At 42.9% G+C, this 19,733-nt stretch carries 20 protein-coding genes and 1 riboswitch; of the genes, 18 read left to right on the top strand and 2 right to left on the bottom strand.

Annotated features, from left to right (window positions below):
* The first annotated feature begins 258 nt into the window (after positions 1 to 258).
* From sigY to AAYR28_RS17770, 13 genes are all read left to right on the top strand, one after another.
* Positions 259 to 792 (top strand): RNA polymerase sigma factor SigY, encoded by a 534-nt coding sequence (sigY, locus tag AAYR28_RS17830; protein WP_267527870.1) that lies wholly within the window; start codon positions 259 to 261, stop codon positions 790 to 792.
* On the top strand, positions 789 to 1,100 hold the full coding sequence (locus AAYR28_RS17825) for a YxlC family protein (RefSeq protein WP_081125063.1): 312 nt from the start codon (positions 789 to 791) through the stop codon (positions 1,098 to 1,100). Before sigY ends, AAYR28_RS17825 begins: the two co-directional genes overlap by 4 nt.
* On the top strand, positions 1,097 to 1,309 hold the full coding sequence (locus AAYR28_RS17820; protein ID WP_034281335.1) for a hypothetical protein: 213 nt from the start codon (positions 1,097 to 1,099) through the stop codon (positions 1,307 to 1,309). Before AAYR28_RS17825 ends, AAYR28_RS17820 begins: the two co-directional genes overlap by 4 nt.
* 311 nt (positions 1,310 to 1,620) lie before the next feature.
* Complete coding sequence (gdhA, locus tag AAYR28_RS17815) at positions 1,621 to 2,991, top strand: NADP-specific glutamate dehydrogenase (RefSeq protein ID WP_024423873.1); 1,371 nt, start codon at positions 1,621 to 1,623, stop codon at positions 2,989 to 2,991.
* Positions 2,992 to 3,073: 82 nt separating this feature from the next.
* Positions 3,074 to 3,187 (top strand): hypothetical protein, encoded by a 114-nt coding sequence (locus AAYR28_RS17810; protein ID WP_223250414.1) that lies wholly within the window; start codon positions 3,074 to 3,076, stop codon positions 3,185 to 3,187.
* 125 nt (positions 3,188 to 3,312) lie between these two features.
* The gene (locus tag AAYR28_RS17805; RefSeq protein WP_267527869.1) at positions 3,313 to 4,695 is read left to right on the top strand and encodes a copper amine oxidase; all 1,383 of its coding nucleotides are present in this window, start codon (positions 3,313 to 3,315) and stop codon (positions 4,693 to 4,695) included.
* A 59-nt stretch (positions 4,696 to 4,754) separates the two neighbouring features.
* Positions 4,755 to 5,369 carry a class F sortase gene (locus AAYR28_RS17800; protein ID WP_267527868.1) on the top strand — a complete coding sequence of 205 codons (615 nt, stop codon included), beginning with the start codon at positions 4,755 to 4,757 and terminating at the stop codon, positions 5,367 to 5,369.
* A gap of 237 nt (positions 5,370 to 5,606) precedes the next feature.
* Entirely contained in the window at positions 5,607 to 7,550 is a 1,944-nt protein-coding gene (locus tag AAYR28_RS17795; RefSeq protein WP_345808892.1) for a BglG family transcription antiterminator, read from the top strand.
* Positions 7,551 to 7,672: 122 nt separating this feature from the next.
* Complete coding sequence (locus AAYR28_RS17790; RefSeq protein WP_024423869.1) at positions 7,673 to 7,978, top strand: PTS sugar transporter subunit IIB; 306 nt, start codon at positions 7,673 to 7,675, stop codon at positions 7,976 to 7,978.
* A 14-nt stretch (positions 7,979 to 7,992) separates the two neighbouring features.
* Positions 7,993 to 9,342: a PTS cellobiose transporter subunit IIC gene (celB, locus tag AAYR28_RS17785; RefSeq protein ID WP_024423868.1), complete on the top strand. Its 1,350-nt coding sequence runs from the start codon at positions 7,993 to 7,995 to the stop codon at positions 9,340 to 9,342.
* Between the two features lie 26 nt (positions 9,343 to 9,368).
* Positions 9,369 to 9,695, top strand: a complete 327-nt coding sequence (locus tag AAYR28_RS17780; RefSeq protein ID WP_025093804.1) for a PTS lactose/cellobiose transporter subunit IIA — start codon at positions 9,369 to 9,371, stop codon at positions 9,693 to 9,695.
* Entirely contained in the window at positions 9,692 to 11,020 is a 1,329-nt protein-coding gene (locus tag AAYR28_RS17775) for a 6-phospho-beta-glucosidase (RefSeq protein WP_041118210.1), read from the top strand. Before AAYR28_RS17780 ends, AAYR28_RS17775 begins: the two co-directional genes overlap by 4 nt.
* A gap of 118 nt (positions 11,021 to 11,138) precedes the next feature.
* Positions 11,139 to 11,537, top strand: coding sequence for a hypothetical protein (locus AAYR28_RS17770; RefSeq protein ID WP_211043693.1), 399 nt, complete (start codon positions 11,139 to 11,141; stop codon positions 11,535 to 11,537).
* A 315-nt stretch (positions 11,538 to 11,852) separates the two neighbouring features.
* Here AAYR28_RS17770 and AAYR28_RS17765 read toward each other — a convergent pair whose 3' ends face one another.
* Complete coding sequence (locus AAYR28_RS17765) at positions 11,853 to 12,944, bottom strand: branched-chain amino acid aminotransferase (protein WP_024426445.1); 1,092 nt, start codon at positions 12,942 to 12,944, stop codon at positions 11,853 to 11,855.
* A gap of 368 nt (positions 12,945 to 13,312) precedes the next feature.
* Here AAYR28_RS17765 and AAYR28_RS17760 point away from each other — a divergent pair, with 368 nt between their 5' ends.
* The 5 genes from AAYR28_RS17760 to AAYR28_RS17740 all read left to right on the top strand — a co-directional run bounded on the left by AAYR28_RS17760 (position 13,313) and on the right by AAYR28_RS17740 (position 19,544).
* Positions 13,313 to 14,740 (top strand): right-handed parallel beta-helix repeat-containing protein, encoded by a 1,428-nt coding sequence (locus AAYR28_RS17760; protein WP_345808891.1) that lies wholly within the window; start codon positions 13,313 to 13,315, stop codon positions 14,738 to 14,740.
* Positions 14,741 to 14,837: 97 nt separating this feature from the next.
* Positions 14,838 to 14,947: riboswitch (SAM riboswitch) on the top strand.
* A gap of 171 nt (positions 14,948 to 15,118) precedes the next feature.
* Positions 15,119 to 16,237 carry a sugar ABC transporter substrate-binding protein gene (locus AAYR28_RS17755; RefSeq protein WP_061110247.1) on the top strand — a complete coding sequence of 373 codons (1,119 nt, stop codon included), beginning with the start codon at positions 15,119 to 15,121 and terminating at the stop codon, positions 16,235 to 16,237.
* A gap of 69 nt (positions 16,238 to 16,306) precedes the next feature.
* On the top strand, positions 16,307 to 17,806 hold the full coding sequence (locus AAYR28_RS17750; protein WP_061110246.1) for a sugar ABC transporter ATP-binding protein: 1,500 nt from the start codon (positions 16,307 to 16,309) through the stop codon (positions 17,804 to 17,806).
* Entirely contained in the window at positions 17,803 to 18,816 is a 1,014-nt protein-coding gene (locus AAYR28_RS17745; RefSeq protein WP_061110245.1) for an ABC transporter permease, read from the top strand. The genes AAYR28_RS17750 and AAYR28_RS17745 overlap by 4 nt, the downstream gene beginning before the upstream one ends.
* 95 nt (positions 18,817 to 18,911) lie before the next feature.
* Positions 18,912 to 19,544 (top strand): GTP pyrophosphokinase, encoded by a 633-nt coding sequence (locus AAYR28_RS17740; protein WP_025093809.1) that lies wholly within the window; start codon positions 18,912 to 18,914, stop codon positions 19,542 to 19,544.
* 45 nt (positions 19,545 to 19,589) lie between these two features.
* Here the strand turns inward: AAYR28_RS17740 and AAYR28_RS17735 are convergent, their stop codons facing one another.
* Complete coding sequence (locus AAYR28_RS17735) at positions 19,590 to 19,730, bottom strand: hypothetical protein (RefSeq protein ID WP_183002026.1); 141 nt, start codon at positions 19,728 to 19,730, stop codon at positions 19,590 to 19,592.
* Positions 19,731 to 19,733 lie beyond the last annotated feature (3 nt).

The following is a 19,733-nucleotide window of genomic DNA, read 5'->3' as shown; positions in this document are numbered from 1 at the left end:
AGATAAGGACCATTGTCGATAGGTATGAGGATGACATCTTGATTATGGAGAGGAGGCTCTCCGTTTGGTAGAAAATCAAGATGATTATAAACGCATCATTTTGTTAGAGAAGAAGGGATGCCATAATCATTACATAAGAAAAAATTGGATATAAAACGAGAATCATAGAAGGAATGCTAAAAAATAAGGTCTAATTTAAACGATATTGTCATCCGTGTCGTCTTATGAGTAAGAGAAGAAAAGGAAGGAGGGGCGTGCTTGGAGCAGACAGAAGAGACATTATTGATTCAGCGGGCAAAACAGGGAGATGATGCCGCGTTTACAGCCCTTTATCGGCATCATTATTCCTTTCTTTACCGATATATGTTGAAGCTGACCCTTCAACAAGAGCTGGCAGAGGAAATCATGCAAGAAACGATGCTGAAAGCGTATATGAAACTTTCTTCATTTAGAGGAGATGCCTTATTTTCAACCTGGCTTATTTCGATTGCATCTAGGCAATTTTTAGATCACCAGAAGAAAAGAAAACGTGAACAAATGAGAGAAGGAAAAGCGAATCAGGAAGCCATACGCCGCTTTAAATGGGACATTCAGCAAAAGGGGAACACATGGCATGACATGTGGGATGCTTTAAATGAATTAAAGGCTCAGGAGAGAGCACCGATTATTCTGCACTATTATTATGGATTTACCTACCCAGAAATGGCTTCAATGCTTGGAATGAGAGAAGGCACTGTGAAATCGAGGGTTCATCATGGATTAAAGAAAATTCGAAAGGAGTGGGATTTATGAAGGAAGATCGTTTGACCGAACGTTTAAAAGAAGAGCTCAAGCAGCTAGACGAACAAATTGAAGTGGAAAAGCCAAGTGAGCAGGCTGTCATGATGATGCTGAAACAGGCGAAGGAAAAAGAGAAAAGGCGTTTTAAACAAGAAGTGCTGGCATACGTTTTGATCAGTTTGACCATTCTAGCACTCTTTGCAGCTGCCATTACCCATTTGCCTATCATCTTCATTCTTCTCCAAATAGTGAGCGTCCCCATCTGCTTTGTTGTTGGCTACAAGGAATATCAACATATCAAAGGAGGGTCTTCCGTATGAGTCAGTCGGAAATGATCATCTTATTGTGCGTCTTGCCGTTATTGTTTGCACAGGGCTTTCTTTTATTTATAGATGCAAAGAAAAGAGGGCGTTACAAGTGGTTTTGGGGCATTGTCGGTCTCATTAACTTTCCATCGTCTTCTATTTTATATTGGCTTTGTGTCGTGTTACCTGATCGAAAAAGAGGCGGGAAGCCCCGAAAAGATTGAGTGCATCCGATCAAACTTTTGACCCTTTTTTCAATGGAAAACCAGCTAGAAATTCATCATGATTCATGTATTTGTCAAAGAAAACGGGACGAGAAATATCCGCTCGTTCGTTTCTAGCACATTAGTCATTCCTTGAGCGCTTATTTTTAAAAACAATCGCTGCGGCTGCTTGATCTATCTCAATTCGGCATCATTTTCATCTGTTATCAATATTGATCAGATTTTACAATTGGTGTTAAATTAATCTCAATATGCGTTAGAAAATCTAACAATTAAATGTGTGGAGATATCTACAAGGAGGCAGATGCGACATGTTGACCTTAGATCGAGCAGCACAAACAGCACAAAGCTACATCCACCGTGTGTTAGAAGAGGTGGAAAAACGAAATCCTGGCGAGGAGGAGTTCCAGCAAGCCGTAAAAGAAATTCTGGAATCACTCGTCCCAGTTTTTGCGAAGCATCCAGAGTATGAAAAACAAGGCATTTTAGAACGGCTCATTGAGCCTGAGCGGCTTGTGGTATTTCGAGTGCCATGGGTAGACGATGAGGGCAAAGTACAAGTCAATCGAGGGTTTAGGGTTCAATTTAATAGTGCCATTGGTCCTTATAAAGGAGGCATTCGTTTCCATCCAACCGTCAATGCAAGCATTATCAAGTTTTTAGGGTTTGAACAAATCTTTAAAAACGCACTGACTGGTATGCCGATTGGCGGAGGGAAAGGCGGATCGGATTTTGATCCTAAAGGGAAGTCTGATGGAGAAATCATGCGTTTCGTTCAAAGCTTTATGAGTGAACTCGGCCGATATATTGGACCTGATCAAGATGTGCCAGCAGGTGATATTGGTGTAGGAGCACGCGAAATTGGCTATATGTTCGGACAGTACAAGAAAATGCGCGGTGCTTATGAAGCGGGTGTACTCACGGGGAAAAGCCCTGGATTCGGAGGCAGCTTAGCGAGAAAAGAGGCGACAGGCTACGGACTGGTGTACTTCATGGAGGAAATGCTGAAAGCACATGGGCTCCAATTTGAGGGACGTTCTGTTGTTGTGTCGGGCTCAGGAAATGTGTCTATCTATGCAATGGAAAAGGTAATCGAATTAGGCGGTAAGGTTGTGGCTTGCAGTGATTCAAGCGGAGCGATTTATGATCCTCAAGGGATTTCACTTGAGACGATCAAACAGCTCAAGGAAGTCGAGAATCAGCGGATTGGGGCATACATAGACATTCACCCGCATGCTGAATTAATTGAAGATTGCGAACAAATTTGGTCCGTTCCTTGTGATATTGCGCTGCCATGTGCAACACAAAATGAAATATCAGAGGCGCATGCACAGCAGCTTGTGGCAAATGGTGTCATCGCTGTAGGAGAAGGAGCCAATATGCCATCCACTCTTAAGGCGGTCAAAGTATTTGAAGAGAATCGTATTTTGTTTGCGCCGGCAAAAGCAGCGAATGCTGGCGGTGTAGGTGTATCAGCATTGGAAATGGCACAAAACAGTGCAAGAATATCTTGGACATTTGAAGAAGTAGATGCTCAGCTGAAACAAATGATGCAGTCTATTTATCGTCAGTGTACAGAGACAGCAGACGAATATGGACACTCAGGAAACATCATGGTTGGAGCAAATATTGCAGGATTTCGTAAGGTGGCAGATGCCATGATCGCACAAGGCGTGATTTAACTCCTGCTCTCCCGCACCTGTTTATTTCATGACAAGATGGGGAATCGTCCTTTAAGAATGACAATAAGGAGGCGCGGGAGAAATGAAAAAATGGCTGAAACAAATTGTCAAATGGGCACCTGTGATTTATCCAGTGGTGAGAAAAATATATAAAGAGCGAAAAGCATCTAAACGTCGTAACGTATCAGCCGGATAATCCGGCTTTTTTTTATGCAAACATACAGAGCCTGTGTTGTAAGAAAAAAATAATAGAATCGAATGATCTATTTTCTCCCTCTCTCCGTTAAGTACATAACAAACGGAAAGAGGAGGAAATAAAAGATGAACATGAAGAAAGCAATGTTAACCATTCCACTGAGCGCAGCGTTATTATTCCCAGCGGCTCATATCGCAAGTGCACATGAAGGGCATATGCATGGGGAGGCGAAGAAGACGTCTTCGTCACAAGAGGTGTCAAATAAAGCCACAGATCTTCGAGCAGCACTAGATCAGCTGTTTTCAGAGCATGCCTATTTAGCAGTGATCACAATGCAAAAAGGAATTGACGGCAGTAAAGACTTCGATCAAGCAGCGGCGGCTTTAAATGACAACACGAATGACTTATCAGATGCAATTGCCTCTGTATATGGAAAAAAAGCAGGCAAACAATTCAAGGACATTTGGTCAAGTCATATCGGCTACTTTGTTGACTATGTACAAGCCACAGCGAAAAAAGATAATGCAGGTAAAAAGAAAGCGATGAAGCAGCTTGATCAATATCGAATGAAACAAGCCGATATGCTCGATCAAGCAACAGACGGCAGACTGAAAGCAAGTGAGCTTGAAGAAGGCTTGAAGATGCATGTGAATGAACTGCTAAAAGCGTTTGACAGCTATACTGAAAAGGATTTTGATACGACCTATGAAACGGTTAGAAAATCCATTCATCATATGTTTGAGGTAGGAAAAGGCGTGTCATGGGCCATCACAGATCAATTTCCTGGGAAATTTGATCAAAAGTCAGTGGATACACCAGCAGCGGATCTTCGTGAAGATTTAAACTACTTGTTCTCAGAGCATTTGGCACTCGCGGTAGTTGCCATGCAAAAAGGAAATGATGGCAGTAAGGACTTTAAGCAGGCAGCAGCGGCTTTAAATGAAAACACAAATGATTTATCTGCTGCGATTGCATCTGTTTATGGTAAGGATGCAGGCAAACAATTCAAAGACATTTGGTCAAGCCATATCGGCTATTTAGTTGATTATGTCAAAGCGGATGCATCAGGGAATCAACAAGCAAAAGAAAAGGCTGTCAAAGATTTAGATGCGTATCGAATGAAGCAAGCGAAATTCCTAGATCAAGCGACAGATGGACGTTTAAAGGCAGCTGATTTAGAGGCTGGTTTGAAAACACATATTGATGAGCTGATCAAAACATATACGTCTTACCATAATGGCGAATATGATCAGCTTTATCCGACAGTGAGAGAGGCTTATGGTCATATGTTCATGGTTGGTCAGGATGTCGCAGCAGCGATTGTTGATCAGCATCCTGAGCTGTTCAAATCCAATATGCCTAATGAAATGCCGAAAACAGGTATGGGAGGCACAGCCGGTCCTTTAGGCATGTCCTATGAAGCATTTGCGGGTATGATCGCAAGTTTAATTCTAGCAGGCAGTGCATTTTTCCTCATTCGCCGTAAGGCATCAAATTCTAACTCATAAAGACAGATGGGAACGTGCACAATCGTGCCGTTCCTTTCTTCAAAAGGAGGCCGGCTTAGATGAAGAATTGGCTGCTCAGTATTCTTTCGTTTCTCATCATCACAGGCTGTTCATCACCGTCAAAGGATGATTCGTCATCCTCAAAAAACATATCTGCTTCTAAGGAAATGACTACACATCAAGCTGAGAAACAGAACCACTCACACGATACATTAAAAGACGAGCCGTCTGGCATTGTACCAGCTGAAATCGCCATTCCCGCTATTGATGTCAAAGCAAAAGTGGAGAAAACATCTTTATCAAATGATGGCAGTATGGGTGTTCCTCAGGATACAGACAACACCGCTTGGTTTGAAGATGGTCCAAAGCCGGGAGATAAAGGGAATGCCGTCATGAATGGCCATGTAGATAATAAATGGGGGCCATCGGTTTTTTATCGATTAAAGGAGCTAAAAAAGGGAGACAAGGTGGTCGTCACGTCCTCATCAGGAAAAAAGCGAAGCTTTGAAGTCATAAAAGTAAGAAGCTATCCGCGTGAAGAGAAGCCCAATGCGTTTTTTGGATACGCCTTTACACGGAATCTCAATTTAATCACTTGTACAGGGACCTTTGATCATGCAGCAGGTACGCATGAAAAAAGATTGGTTGTCTTTACCGAGCTGATCTCTTCATAAAGAAGGCGGATACACGAAGGTGTACGCCTTTTTTTCGTGGTTTTCTCAAGTATCTTTCAAAAAGATTCATAGGACATTAGATATGGTTAGTTGTATAAATAGGGGCATTTGTCATATAAATGAGTTGGCAATTTTTATTTCTTTTCAGTAGAATATGAGTAATGAAGAGAACTGCAAGCGGATACAACCTGTCCAGACAAGGCAGATTCTCCACCCCTACATAAGGAGGCCGATCTGATGCTGAGTAAAAGACTGGCGCACATCTTAAGTCAGCTCATGGCAGCTGAGACCCCGCTCACCAGCGCTGCACTTTCTGCCAGTTTACAAGTGACAAGCCGCACCATTCGTACAGACATAAAGGAACTGAACGACCGCCTTGCCCCTTACCAAGCGGCTGTAACAGCTGTTAGAGGAGCTGGTTATGAGCTGCTGATCAACGATGAGAATGCCTTTCGCCGTTTTATGAAGGAGGAGGTCGAGCAGGAAGAGCCGCTTGCTGTGCTGCCAGAGGAGCGTGTTCGGTTTATTTTAAAAAGGCTTCTTTTGGCAGAATCCTATGTGAAGCTGGAGGATTTACAGGAGCAGCTGTTTATTAGTAAATCAACGATGAGCAACGATGTGAAATCGGTCAAACGTAAGCTGGAGCCCTTTGATCTGAAGCTGGAAGCGAAGCCTAGCAAAGGCTGCCGAATCAAGGGATCAGAGATGAAAATCCGTTATTGTATGTCAGAATATTTATTCAATGAACGTCGTTCTTATCAAACGATGCTGAACACAGCTGTTACTATTTTGCCAAAGCATGAACTCGAATTGATTCAGAAAACAATGATCAATTATATCAATGAGGAAGGTATGAATCTATCAGACATTTGCATGAATAATTTAATCGTTCATGTCGCCATTGCCTGCAAACGAATTAGACACGGAAACTATGTATCTGTTCTTCCAGAGGAAATCAGCGAAATTCCGCGGGCAAAGGAATATAAGGTCGCTAAAAAAATGGTGGAGCGTCTTGAAGGGCTGCTGGATGTCTCATTTCCACAAGAGGAAATTGTCTATATCACCATTCATTTGCTAGGAACAGCCAAAATGGTACAGTCCTTTTCCTCGAACGGTCAAAAACAAATTGTAGATGATGAAACGAGCCGGCTTGTACAGCTCATGCTGAAGGCCATTGATCAAAAACTGCAGCTTGATTTAGCCGGTGATACGGAACTAATGATTGGACTCAGTCTGCACTTAAAGCCTGCCATCAACCGATGTAAATATGGAATGAACTTAAGAAATCCGATGCTTGATGAAATAAAAGCGGGGTATCCCCTTGCTTTTGAAGCGGGGATTATCGCCAGCAGGGTCCTTGAAGAAGAGGAAGGGCTGAGTATTCATGAGAACGAAATCGGATATATGGCGCTTCACTTTGGTGCGGCTTTAGAGCGGAGGAAAATGGAGATCCCGCCGAAGCGGTGTCTTATTGTCTGTGCGTCTGGTGCAGGGAGTGCAAGGCTGCTGCAGGATCGTTTGCGGTCACAATTTGGGTCAAAGCTGACCATTTTAGGAACAGCAGAGCTATATTCGCTGCCGCATGTCTCTTTGCATGCCCTGGATTTGATTATTACAACGATCCCAATTCATATGGATTTACCGGTTCCAGTCATTCAAGTGAACACCATATTGGGAGGCAGTGATTTTTTAAAAATTGAAGAAGCTCTGACGAGTGAAACAAGGGTGACATTGGCCTCTCAATATATGAAAAAGGAATTGGTTTTTACAAAACGCGCCTTTCAAACAAAGGAAGAGGTCATCACCTTTTTAACGCAAAAAGTCATCGATATGGGCTTAGCGCCAGCTGAACTCACACCATCTGTCATGGAAAGAGAAGAGGCTGCCCCAACCTCTTTCGGACATTATACAGCGATTCCGCACCCGATGACGCCGCTGACAGATGAGACGTTTTGGGCGATATGTACATTAGAAAAACCAATCATTTGGGGAGAGAAAAAGGTTCAATTTGTCTGCCTGCTTTGTGTCGAAAAAGAGAATGCCAAAGATTTAAAAGGCATGTACCGCCTGCTGGGAGAGCTTGTGCATAATGTGAAATTCATTCAGCATCTGATCGCCTGTGATACATTTGAAGACATGCTTGATATCATGTATAAAAAGGTTCCTTCGTACAAGAACTAACTGTGTGATATTAACTTTTTCCGCTTCCTAAAGGAAAAAGTATGGGTGTTTATGAAAGCGGTTTCATAATATGATGAAAGTGTAAAGAATAGCTTCACACTTTGAAAAGGGGGCGTTTACACATGAACATCTTATTGGTTTGCGCAGCAGGTATGTCCACAAGCTTACTTGTCACAAAAATGGAGAAAAGCGCACAAGAACAAGGAAAAGAATATCGTATTTGGGCAGTATCAGGAGATTCTGCGAAAAATCATATTGATCAAGCCGATGTGCTTTTATTAGGACCTCAGGTTCGATATTTATTACCACAAATGAAAAAGCTCGGAGAAGAAAAAGGAATCCCAGTAGACGTGATTAATACTGTGCATTATGGCGTTTGTAATGGCGCTGAGGTTTTAAAATCTGCTGAACAGTTAGTGAACGGATAAAGGGGGCGGAGGGGATGAATGGATTCAACCGATTTCTAGAAGAGAAGGTCATGCCGTTTGCAGGGAAGATTGCCGCTCAAAGACATTTACAAGCATTGCGTGACGGAATTGTTTTAACGATGCCTCTCATTATTGTCGGTTCACTGTTTCTCATTTTAGCCAACCTTCCGATTCCAGGATACAGCGATTTTATGGCAAGTATCTTCGGAGCAGAATGGGCCACGAAACTATCCTATCCTGTTAATGCAACCTTTGACATTATGGCACTTGTTGCGACCTTCGGGATTGCTTACAGGCTTGCTGAAAAGTATGCCGTTGATGCGCTATCATCTGGTGCGATCGCTGTTGCGGCTTTCCTTTTGGCTACACCATATCAAGTACCTTTCACACCTGAAGGCTCAACAGAAGCTATCTTAGTTGGCGGGGGAATTCCTGTCACACTGATGGGCAGTAAAGGTTTATTCGTTGCCATGATTATTGCCATGCTTTCAACCGAAATTTACCGCTTCATTGTACAGCGGAACATTGTTATCAAAATGCCTGATGGTGTACCGCCAGCAGTCAGTAAATCGTTTATTGCACTTATTCCAGGTTTTGTGGTCATCACCCTGATCTGGGTCGCTAGACTTGTGATTGAGATGACACCTTTTGAGAGTATTCATAATATCATCACGGTCTTAATTGGCACACCGCTATCGATTCTTGGTGGCAGCTTAGGCGGCAGTATCGTTGCGATGGGTGTGCAAATGCTCCTCTGGGCATGTGGTATTCACGGAGCAACCATTGTCGGCGGCGTCATGGGGCCAATTTGGCTCGGTGCAATGGATGAGAACCGTCTTGCATTCCAAGCAGGAGAAGTACTGCCGAATATTTTCACAGCGCAGTTCTTTGAAATCTTCATCAACGTCGGCGGAAGCGGAGCAACGCTTGCTTTGGTGCTGACCATGATCTTACGCGCCAGAAGTAAACAAATGAAACAGCTTGGCCGCCTTGCCATTGGGCCAGCCATCTTTAACATCAACGAACCAATCATTTTTGGAATGCCGATTGTCATGAACCCAATGCTCCTCATTCCGTTTATCCTTACGCCAATCATGATGATCATCACCACATATATCGGAATGAGCACAGGGCTTGTGGCAAAACCAGCCGGGATTGCTGTCCCATGGACCATGCCGCCAATCATTTCAGGCTATCTCGCCACAGGAGGCAAAATCTCTGGTGCTGTCATGCAGCTGATTAACCTTGCGCTGTCATTTGCTCTATACTACCCATTCTTTAGAATGTGGGATAAGCAGAAATTGAAAGAAGAAAGTGAGCTAGAAACAAAAGCATCAACTGATGAAAATGTCGTCAGCATGTAATAGAGGGAACAAGGGGGATGCAGCCGATGGAAATGGAACAAATTGTGTTTCAACTCATCCTGCACGGCGGAAATGGCAGAAGCTCCGCGATGGAGGCCATTACATGTGCAAAACAAGGAAACTTTGATGAGGCGAAGCAAAAATTGCAGGACGCACAAGACGCGTTAAATGAGGCGCATCACGCACAGACAGAGCTGATCCAAGGAGAAATCAGGGGCGAAAAGACGGAAATTAGTCTCTTAATGATTCATGCGCAGGATCATCTCATGAACGCAATGACCGTCAAGGAGCTCGCAGCAGAAATCATCGAGCTCCATGAAAAAATGAAGCAACTCGGAGGTGTCAATTCATGAAAGAAGGAATCAAAATTGTCACAATAGGCGGTGGATCGAGCTATACGCCTGAGCTCGTCGAAGGGTTTATTAAACGATATCAAGAATTGCCTGTAAAAGAATTATGGCTTGTGGATATTGAAGCGGGTCAGGAAAAGTTAAACATCGTAGGCGCTCTGGCGAAACGTATGGTTGAAAAAGCAGGTCTGCCGATTGAGGTACACCTGACTCTTGATCGCCGGGAGGCCTTGAAGGACGCAGATTTTGTGACGACACAATTTCGTGTAGGACTGCTGGAAGCACGGGCAAAGGATGAGAGAATACCGCTTAAATACGGCGTCATCGGTCAGGAAACGAACGGACCAGGCGGTTTATTTAAAGGCCTTCGGACCATCCCAGTCATTCTAGACATTGTGAAGGATATGGAAGAGCTTTGCCCAGACGCATGGCTTGTGAACTTTACAAATCCAGCCGGCATGGTCACAGAAGCTGTTTTACGCTACACGAATCTAAAAAAAGTGGTCGGTCTATGCAATGTGCCGATTGGGATCAAAATGGGGATTGCCAAAGCGCTTGATGTGGACGTTGAACGCATCGAGGTACAGTTTGCCGGTCTCAATCACATGGTCTATGGATTAGACGTATATTTAGACGGGGTCAGCATTATGGATCAAGTGCTTGATGAACTAGGAAATCCAAACAGCCAGTGGTCCATGAAAAACATTGAAGCGAAAAACTGGGAGCCTTCTTTTGTGAAAGGATTAGGGGTCATCCCATGTCCGTATCACCGCTATTACTATAAAACGAAAGATATGCTGGAAGAAGAGCAAAAGGCGGCTCAAGAGAAAGGAACACGAGCAGAGGTTGTGCAGCAGGTCGAGCAGGAATTATTTGAGCTTTATAAAGATCCTGATTTGTCGATTAAACCACCACAGCTCGAAAAAAGAGGCGGGGCCTATTACAGCGATGCGGCCTGTAACTTAATCAGCTCCATCTATAATGATAAGCACGACATTCAACCAGTCAATACAGTGAACAGAGGGGCGATTGCCAGCATTCCGGCTGAATCAGCGGTTGAAGTAAACTGTATCATTACGAAGGACGGACCAAAACCAATCGCGATAGGTGATCTGCCTGTAGCTGTAAGAGGACTCGTTCAACAAATCAAATCATTCGAGCGTGTGGCAGCAGAAGCGGCTGTGACTGGAGATTACGAGACGGCTCTTGTGGCGATGACCATCAACCCGCTCGTCCCATCTGACGACATTGCAAAGCAAATTTTAGACGAAATGCTCGAAGCGCATCGTGAGCATTTACCGCAATTCTTCAAATCAGTCAATGCTTAACACATAATGGCCCCTTTAATGGGGTCATTTTTTTGATTGCCCCATATGGAAACTGGAGAAAGAAGTGTATGATTAGAAAAAACAGCATGTATGGCTTCAAAGAAAGGACTGTTGGAATATGGTTGCAATTGGTTTAATGTTTTACGGATTTGTCGTACAGCCTGTCATGAGTTATGGTACAGTGATCTTGTTTTTGTATGGCCTTATTGCTTCATTTGTTGGCCTCATTCGGCATAAGGAATATGTGTGGACCTATGTTCTCCGCCTGCTCGTTTGTTTTACCATTCCCGTGACCAATCTGTTGATGTATTTTGCAACGATTGGAGGAGATGCAAGAAAATTTGATTTCCAGCCAATGCCGCTTGTTTATTATCTTGTCTTTATCCTAGAAATCATGATCATCTTTTTGCCAGAGATCTTTTTACTGATCGAAAAAAAGCGGAGCATCAAAAGGAAACAGTGGATATACGCAGGGGCGATTGTTGGGGTATCGGTCTTGTTTTGGTGCACGATTTGATGGGAAGAGACGGGTCAACTAAGTCTATTTCGCTTTTGTTTCTGTAACTTCTTTCGTCGGACCTTTACAAAAGAGATGGAAAGGGCAAGGATAGAGATTCCAAGAGCCTTAAATAAAAACCGGGTGAGGAAAGGTGAATCGTCGAAACCAGTGGCGACGATCATCGATCCGATGCAGATTCCAAAGAATGCTAGTAGATAAGTAAAAAACATACCATCACTCCCCTTATTCATGTGTATTTCCCATTATAAGGGATAAAAGAGAGGTAAATAAACAAAAAAGAACCCTTCATGATTGAAAGGTTCTTTTTATATGCTATGCTTGCTTGACGACTGAGTCAACTTCAACTGTCCAGCCAAAGATGTCTGGCTGTGTCCCTTTTTGGATGCCAGTAATGGCTTCGTACAATTTCTTCGATACTTCGCCTGTTTGACCATTTTGGATCACATATGGCTGATCATGATAAATTAATTCCCCGACAGGAGAGATCACGGCTGCCGTTCCAGTTCCGAAAATTTCTTCAAGCTCGCCAGATTGATGTGCTTCAATTAACTCATCAATTGAAATTTTGCGCTCTGTTACTGGAATTCCCCAATGCTTTAACAGTTCAAGCACAGAGTTGCGTGTGATGCCTTCTAAAATGCTGCCGTTCAATTCAGGCGTCACGATTTCGCCATTGATTTTAAAGAAGATATTCATGCTGCCGACTTCTTCAATGTATTTTTTCTCGACCCCATCAAGCCAAAGAACCTGTGAAAATCCTTTCGTTTCAGCAACCTGCTGTGCTTTAAGGCTTGAGGCATAGTTTCCAGCTGTTTTGGCATTTCCTGTTCCACCCTTAACGGCACGGACAAACTCATTTTCAACTGCAATTTTAACCGGATGAATGCCTTCTTTATAGTATGATCCCACAGGAGATAAGATAATGAGCAGCTTATACGTGCTAGACGGTGCAACGCCTAAATACGGCTCAGTGGAAATAATGAATGGACGAATATACAAGGAAGTTCCCTCTGCATCAGGTACCCAATCCTTATCAATACGAATGAGTTCATTTAAGCCCTCTAATACTGTTTCTGTATCAATTTGCGGAATACACAGGCGGTCATTGGATCTGTTTAAGCGTTCCATGTTTTTTTCCGGACGGAATAAGAGAATTTTTTGATCCTCAGAAACATAAGCTTTCAAGCCTTCAAAAACAGATTGACCATAATGGTAGACCATCGACGCTGGGTCCATTGGAATGGCTTGATAAGGGATAATTCTTGGATCGTACCAGCCTTTATCAACTGAATAATCCATCACAAACATGTGATCTGTGAAGATTTTTCCGAATTCAAGTTGATCAGATTGAGGTTTTGGTTTTTTTGTTGAACTAAGTTCAACGCGGATGGGTTGTTTTGGCATTGTAAATCTCCTTGCTGTTTGATTATTTGAAAATTCTAATAATATGAAATAATTATGATTCTATTCTATACCTTCACAAAATATTAGCAATAGGTTTTCTGTAATTCAGACAAGAAAAATCTGTTAAAGCGCTTTCCTTCTCTCTGCTGTCAGTTTGGCTCATGTCACCCCTTTTAAAAAAAGAAATAAAATCCAAATGCGTTATTAACTGATTAATCTGACAATTTAAAAACGAATGGTTTTCCTGTAAGATATTCTTTCAACCATACACCTTTTGACTAGTACATTGCAAGGGACATCGTCATATTTTAATCCTCTTTTTTTTAACCGATAAAGGAAGGAGAGAAGGGAAAGGAGCAAACAACAAGATGAAACGAGCGATACCAGGCATTTTACTCATTTTATTCATGACCGTCATCAGCTTTGGCTGTCAAGCGATGACAGATGAGGCTGGCGCTAAGCAAAGCACAGCCTATTACGTAGCGGTAAACGGAAGCGACAAAAACCCGGGAACAAAGCAAAAACCTTTCCGCACGCTGAAAAAAGCAGCAAGTATGGCGAAGGCTGGGGCAACCATTTACATGAGAGGCGGTACATACAAAGAAAAATTGATTGTCCGCCATTCAGGAACAAAGAAAGCACCCGTTGTCTTTCAAGCTTATGGAAAAGAAAAACCTGTGATTAGCGGGGCTTCCCTTAAAGGAAATCAAGCCGATGGCGGTCTTGTCACGATCGATCAAAAGAGCTACATCACCCTCAAAGGCCTGACTGTAGGACATCTTAAGACGAATAAAGAAGATTTAACACCAGTTGGTATTTTCATCAAAGGAAGCGGCAAAGGCGTCAAACTGCTTAATAACCGAGTGTATGATATTCAGACGAAACATGAAAATGGAAATGCACATGGAATTGCTGTCTATGGGACAAAAGCTCCAGCAGCGATTGAAGACATTGAAATCAAAGGAAATACCGTTGAAAAATTAAAGCTGGGCTTCAGTGAAGCGCTTGTGCTAAATGGGAACGTGAAAAAGTTCCGTGTGACACATAATACGGTCCGGCACACTGATAATATTGGCATTGATTTAATTGGATTTGAGAACGTGGCACCCTCTAAAAAGTATGATCAAGTCAGAAACGGTGTCGTCTCAAGAAACAAAGTATATGAGATTACGAGTGCAGGGAACCCGGCCTATGGCAGCGACATTTCTGCTGGCGGAATTTATGTCGATGGCGGAAAAGACATTGTGATCGATCATAACATCTCACATCACAATGACTTAGGGATTGAAGTCACAAGCGAACATAAAGGAAAAATGGCGGACCGCATCCGCATCGAACACAATCAAGTGTATTTGAACCGTTATACAGGCATTTCTATTGGCGGCTATGATAAGAAGCGTGGCGGTACAACCAATACGACGATCTCACATAATACTTTGTACAAAAATGACACAGCCGGTTTAGAAGGCGGTCAATTGCTGATGCAGTATCAAGCAGTGAACAATCGAATCACGAATAATATCATGACCGCTAGTGCCTCGCATTATTTAGTCGTGAATCTTTATCCAGTGAACCAAAAGAATACCTTCCAGAAGAACGTTTATGATGACCGCAAAGGTGCAAAAGCATCACAGTGGGTATGGCACGGGAAATGGCTGGAAGGCTACAAAACGTATCTCTCTAAAAGCGGTCAAGATAAAGGATCAGCACATCTTAACCCGCAATTTGTGAATGAGAAAAAATATGATTTCCGTCTGAAGAAATCATCACCTGCGAAGAAAATCATCGGAAACTGATGATATTTTAGAAAATTTCAAAAAAGTCATTGACATTGATGTGACATCACATTAAAGTAAAGAAGACATTTCAACGAAAACAAATTTCATAACGGATCTCTTATCAAGAGAGGCAGAGGGACTGGCCCTATGACGCCCGGCAACCGTTTCTATTTTAGAAATTGGTGCTAATTCCTGCAAAGCTGTTACAGCTTTGACAGATAAGAGAGGAAGACTTCCCGATACATGTTTCATGCAACGGTGATCAAGCCTCTCTTTCCAAGAGAGGCTTTTTTTCGTCTCTTTTTTCAAATCAAATGCCTGTTTTACAGGCGTATTTCCACTTTTTTACCTAGTTTTCCGATGTGAAAAATCAAAACAACTTGAGGAGGAACAGCAATGAAGCGTAAGCATTTTACATCATGTCTTGTCTTATTAACGGCATTAACCATCCTATTAACAGGCTGCGGCACTGGATCAAGTGCAGGCTCAAAGGCAAATACGAACGAAAAAGTCTCTTTTGACAATGTACCGAAGCGATTTGCAAAGGGACAGGGAGCAAAAATTAAAGTCATCCGCAAAATTGGAGGAGACGATCATACAGCTCAATTTTTAGCTGGAACCAAGGCAGAAGGTGAAGCACTCGGCTTTACGGTAGATGTCTACACCGCAAATGGAGATACAGCGAAGTTCCATGATGCCATCTCTCAGGCGCTTGAAGAAAATTATGACGGTTTTATCATCTCTCACGGGGACGACGAGGCGACAGTCGCTGATGTGAAAAAGATCACAGCGAAAGGCATTCCAGTTGTAGCGTTTGATTCGAATCCTAAGCTGAAGGACATCAAAGGGGTCACAGTGACGTCTCAAGATGACGAACAATTAGCGAAAAAATCATTAGATGCGCTCGTGTCTGATTTTAAAGGAAAAGCAAATATTGCGTACCTGTGGGTAGATGGATTCCCGCCAATGGTGAGACGAAATAAGGTCTATCAAGAAACGCTTAAACAACATTCAGGAATTAAGGAGCTTGACCGCTTTGGTATTGCCTCCTCTGATACGTCTGTTCAAACGCAAAATGCAGTAGCGGCCATGCTGAATAAGTATCCAAAGGGCAAGCTGGACGCTATTTTTGCCACATGGGATGCCTTTGCCATTGGGGCAGCAAGAGCGTTAAAAGAAGCAGGAAGAACAGAAGTGAAGATTTATGGGATTGATGTATCAAATGCGGATCTTCAAGCAATGACGGCGAAGGACAGTCCGTGGAAGTATACAGCAGCGGTTGATCCGAAGCTCATCGGCGCAGTCGACGTGAGGATTCTTGCGAAGAAAATAGCTGGTGAGAAAACACCGTCTTCCTATGACCTTGAGGCCTCTCTCATCTCGCAAAAGCAGCTTCAACAAGCAGGAAAAGCCATTAACATGGTCAATCTTGCAGACGAAGTGAAGGGATTCGGTTCATCGACTGCTTTTGAGGAAGATTGGATGAAGACTTTGAAGAAGCATTATGCAAAATAAACGACGTGCACTCTCTTTTCATAGAGGGTGTTTCGTTTTTCAGATGATATCAAGAGAAGGAGGACACCTATGACAGCGCCGCTTGTTCGTATGAAGAATATTTCAATTGAATTCCCAGGGGTCAAAGCGTTAGATCAAGTGAATTTCACATTAAAAAAAGGGACGGTCCATGCACTGATTGGAGCAAATGGTGCTGGGAAGTCAACGTTAATGAAGGTTCTTTCTGGCGCTCATTCCCACTTCGACGGGACCATCTACATCAATGGCCAGGCGGCATCCATTCAAACCCCAAAGGATGCATCCTCATATGGTGTGCAGACGGTCCACCAAGAAGTGGATACGGCGCTTGTTCCCTACTTAAGTGTTGGTGAGAATATGATGATGCATGAGATTGAGAAAAAAACATTTGTCAGTTGGAAAGAGCTGCATCGCAAGGCGGCTCAACTATTAAAAGAAATGGACATCGACATCTCCACAAAACGACTTGTCAGCGATCTGACCCTTGCCGAAAAACAGTTGGTGCTCATTGCCAAGGCCGTTTCCATTAAATGCAGCATTTTAATCTTAGATGAACCAACGGCTCCGCTTAGTCATGCAGAAACAAGTAAATTATTCTCAATGATTGATCGGTTGAAACAGAATGGGAAGGGGATCGTGTTTATTTCTCACCGCATGCCTGAAATTTTCACCATCTGTGATGAATTGACTGTGATGCGAAATGGAACGGATGTCACAGCTCACCTTGTCAAAGACACAAATCCGCAGCAGGTCATTGAAGAAATGCTAGGCGCACCATTAGAGGAGCAATTCCCGTCTCGCAGGCCACTGAAAGATGCACCTATTGTGCTTGAAGTGAAAGAGCTAAACGATCAACATAAATTAAACAACATTCACTTTTATGTCAAAAAAGGAGAAATTCTCGGGATCGCAGGACTTGTCGGTGCTGGTAAAACAGAATTGTGCAAAGCCCTTTTTGGTGCCTCAGAAGAAAAAAAGACGGGGACCGTGCAGCTTCATGGTCAAACCATCCGCATCACATCGCCTCATCAAGCGGTGAGAGCTGGAATGGCACTTGTGCCGGAAGAGCGGAGAAAAGAAGGGATCCTGACCGAAGAGAGCGTGGGGTGGAACTTAACGGCTGCAAGTCTTCACTCATTTTCACGGATATTCAGCTTCTTACATCGTTCGAAGGAAAAGCGGGAAGCAGACGAAATCGTCAAACGACTTGGTGTCAAAACGCCGTCGCTTGAAGCAAAGGTGAAGCACCTATCGGGTGGAAATCAGCAGAAGGTTGCTATCGGAAAATGGCTGCTGGCTGAGGCAGATGTGTATCTCTTTGATGAACCAACCAAAGGTGTAGACGTTGGAGCGAAAAAAGATATTTTCACTTTGATTGCAGAGCTTGCCGCCCGCGGAAAATCTGTGATTTATGCGTCGAGTGAGCTGTCAGAGATTGCAGGTATCGCTGACCGAGTATACGTGTTATATGATGGCAGCATTGCCCGGGAAATGACCGCACCGACGACTGAAGAGGAGCTTTTATATCATTCAACAGGAGGACAATCATGAGCGAACAACAAATTCCAGCCCCTGTGCAGCAAATCAAAAAACAGCGGCCATCCTTTCATCTGTTTGATTTCTTTTATCGATATGGGACGATCTTAACCATTGTCGTGTTGATTGTGGTATTTGCGGCAGCGAATCCAGCGTTTTTGCAATCAGGAAATATCATCAATATTCTACGGTCTATCTCAATTGTGACCATCATTGCGGTGGGCTTAACTATCTCATTGGCAGTAAACGGCTTTGATTTATCAGTTGGATCAGTCGCTACGCTATCAAATGCGATTGTCATTTCTATGTTCGTATGGTTCTCGCAAAACCCACTGATTGCAATCCTCTCTGCACTAGCGGCTTCTATCATTGTTGGATTGATAAATGCATGGATGATCGTCAAAATGAAAATTCCAGATATGCTCATGACATTAGCCATGATGTTTATCATTCAAGGACTGGCTCAAACGTATACGAAAGGGGCGACTATTTCTGAAAATATGGTGCTTCCCGATGGCACGTTCTCAACGGGAACGATTCCTGCCTTTTTCAGCAAAATTGGACAGGTGCCATATATCATTCTTATTATGGCTGCCATTGTACTATTTGCGCATGTTTTCATGACCTACACAAAGCACGGCCGATTCATGTACATCATCGGTGGGAATAAGGAAGCGGCTCGTTTGTCTGGCATACATGTGAACAAATACAAAATTGCGGCCTATCTGCTTTCTGCGTTATTTGCAGCGATCGGCGGTATCGTACTTGCATCAAGGGTGATGACAGCAGAAATTAATGCGGGTGCACCATATTTAATGGATGGAGTAGCGGCTGCTTTTATCGGCTTTTCCGTTATGGGAGCAGGTAAGCCAAACGCATTTGGCACTTTTATCGGGGCTGTACTCATTGGTATTTTACAAAATGGGCTTGTGATGATGTCTGTCCCTTATTATGCAATGGATATTGTGAAAGGCTCTGTGCTGGCCCTTGCACTGGCGCTGACATATTACAAACAACGAGGCTAACTGCGTATTTTTTAAAACCATTCGAGTCCTCTCTCCGTCTAGTAAACGGAAAGCGGTGCAGCTGCCGTTTCCCAAAAGGAGATGACAAAAAGAAAATGAATATGTCAGCAACTCATGTAGAAGATTTGAAAAATGTCATGGAAGACTGGAAAAATGAACTATTAGTATATAAATTTGCGTTAGATGAAATGGATACAAAGTTTTCAATTATCAGCCAGGAGTATAATTTAATCCATGGACACAACCCAATAGAGCATACAAAATCACGAATTAAATCCTTTGAAAGCATAGTGAATAAACTAGCAAGAAAAGGATGCGACATCACGACACAATGTGCCAAGGAGCATATCCATGATATTGCAGGTGTCCGCATCATCTGTTCTTTTATTCAAGATATCTATAACATTATGGATGTATTGAGGCAAAGAGAGGATTTAAAGATCCTTGAAGTGAAGGACTACATTCAACATCCGAAACCAAATGGCTACAGAAGCCTTCATTTAATTGTTGAGATACCTGTCTACTTAACAAATCGTGTGGAGCATGTGAAGGTTGAGATTCAGGTGCGGACCATTGCGATGGATTTTTGGGCGAGTCTAGAGCATAAAATCTATTATAAACTGCAAAACGATGTTCCTCATCAGCTGACTGATGAACTGAAGGAAGCCGCAGATATTGCCCATTACTTAGATGAAAAAATGCAGAATATTAAACGAGAAATTGATTAGCACATCAAAAAGCAGCTGTTTTGATCACAGCTGCTTTTTTTCATATTAAGGATTGGTTCCACGGTCTCTCTTTTGAATAATATCTTGAATTTGTGCAGATTGGCTGTCTTTTTGAATGGAAGTACCAACAGAAACACCTGTTATCAAGAGGGTTAAAATCGCACTTGTGATGAGCCATTTCTTCATCAT

This window comes from Bacillus safensis (genome assembly GCF_039619585.1).
In the GTDB taxonomy this organism is placed as follows: Bacteria; Bacillota; Bacilli; order Bacillales; family Bacillaceae; genus Bacillus; species Bacillus safensis.
Note: the sequence above shows the minus strand (reverse complement) of the source record. Positions and strands in the feature narration are given on the sequence as shown.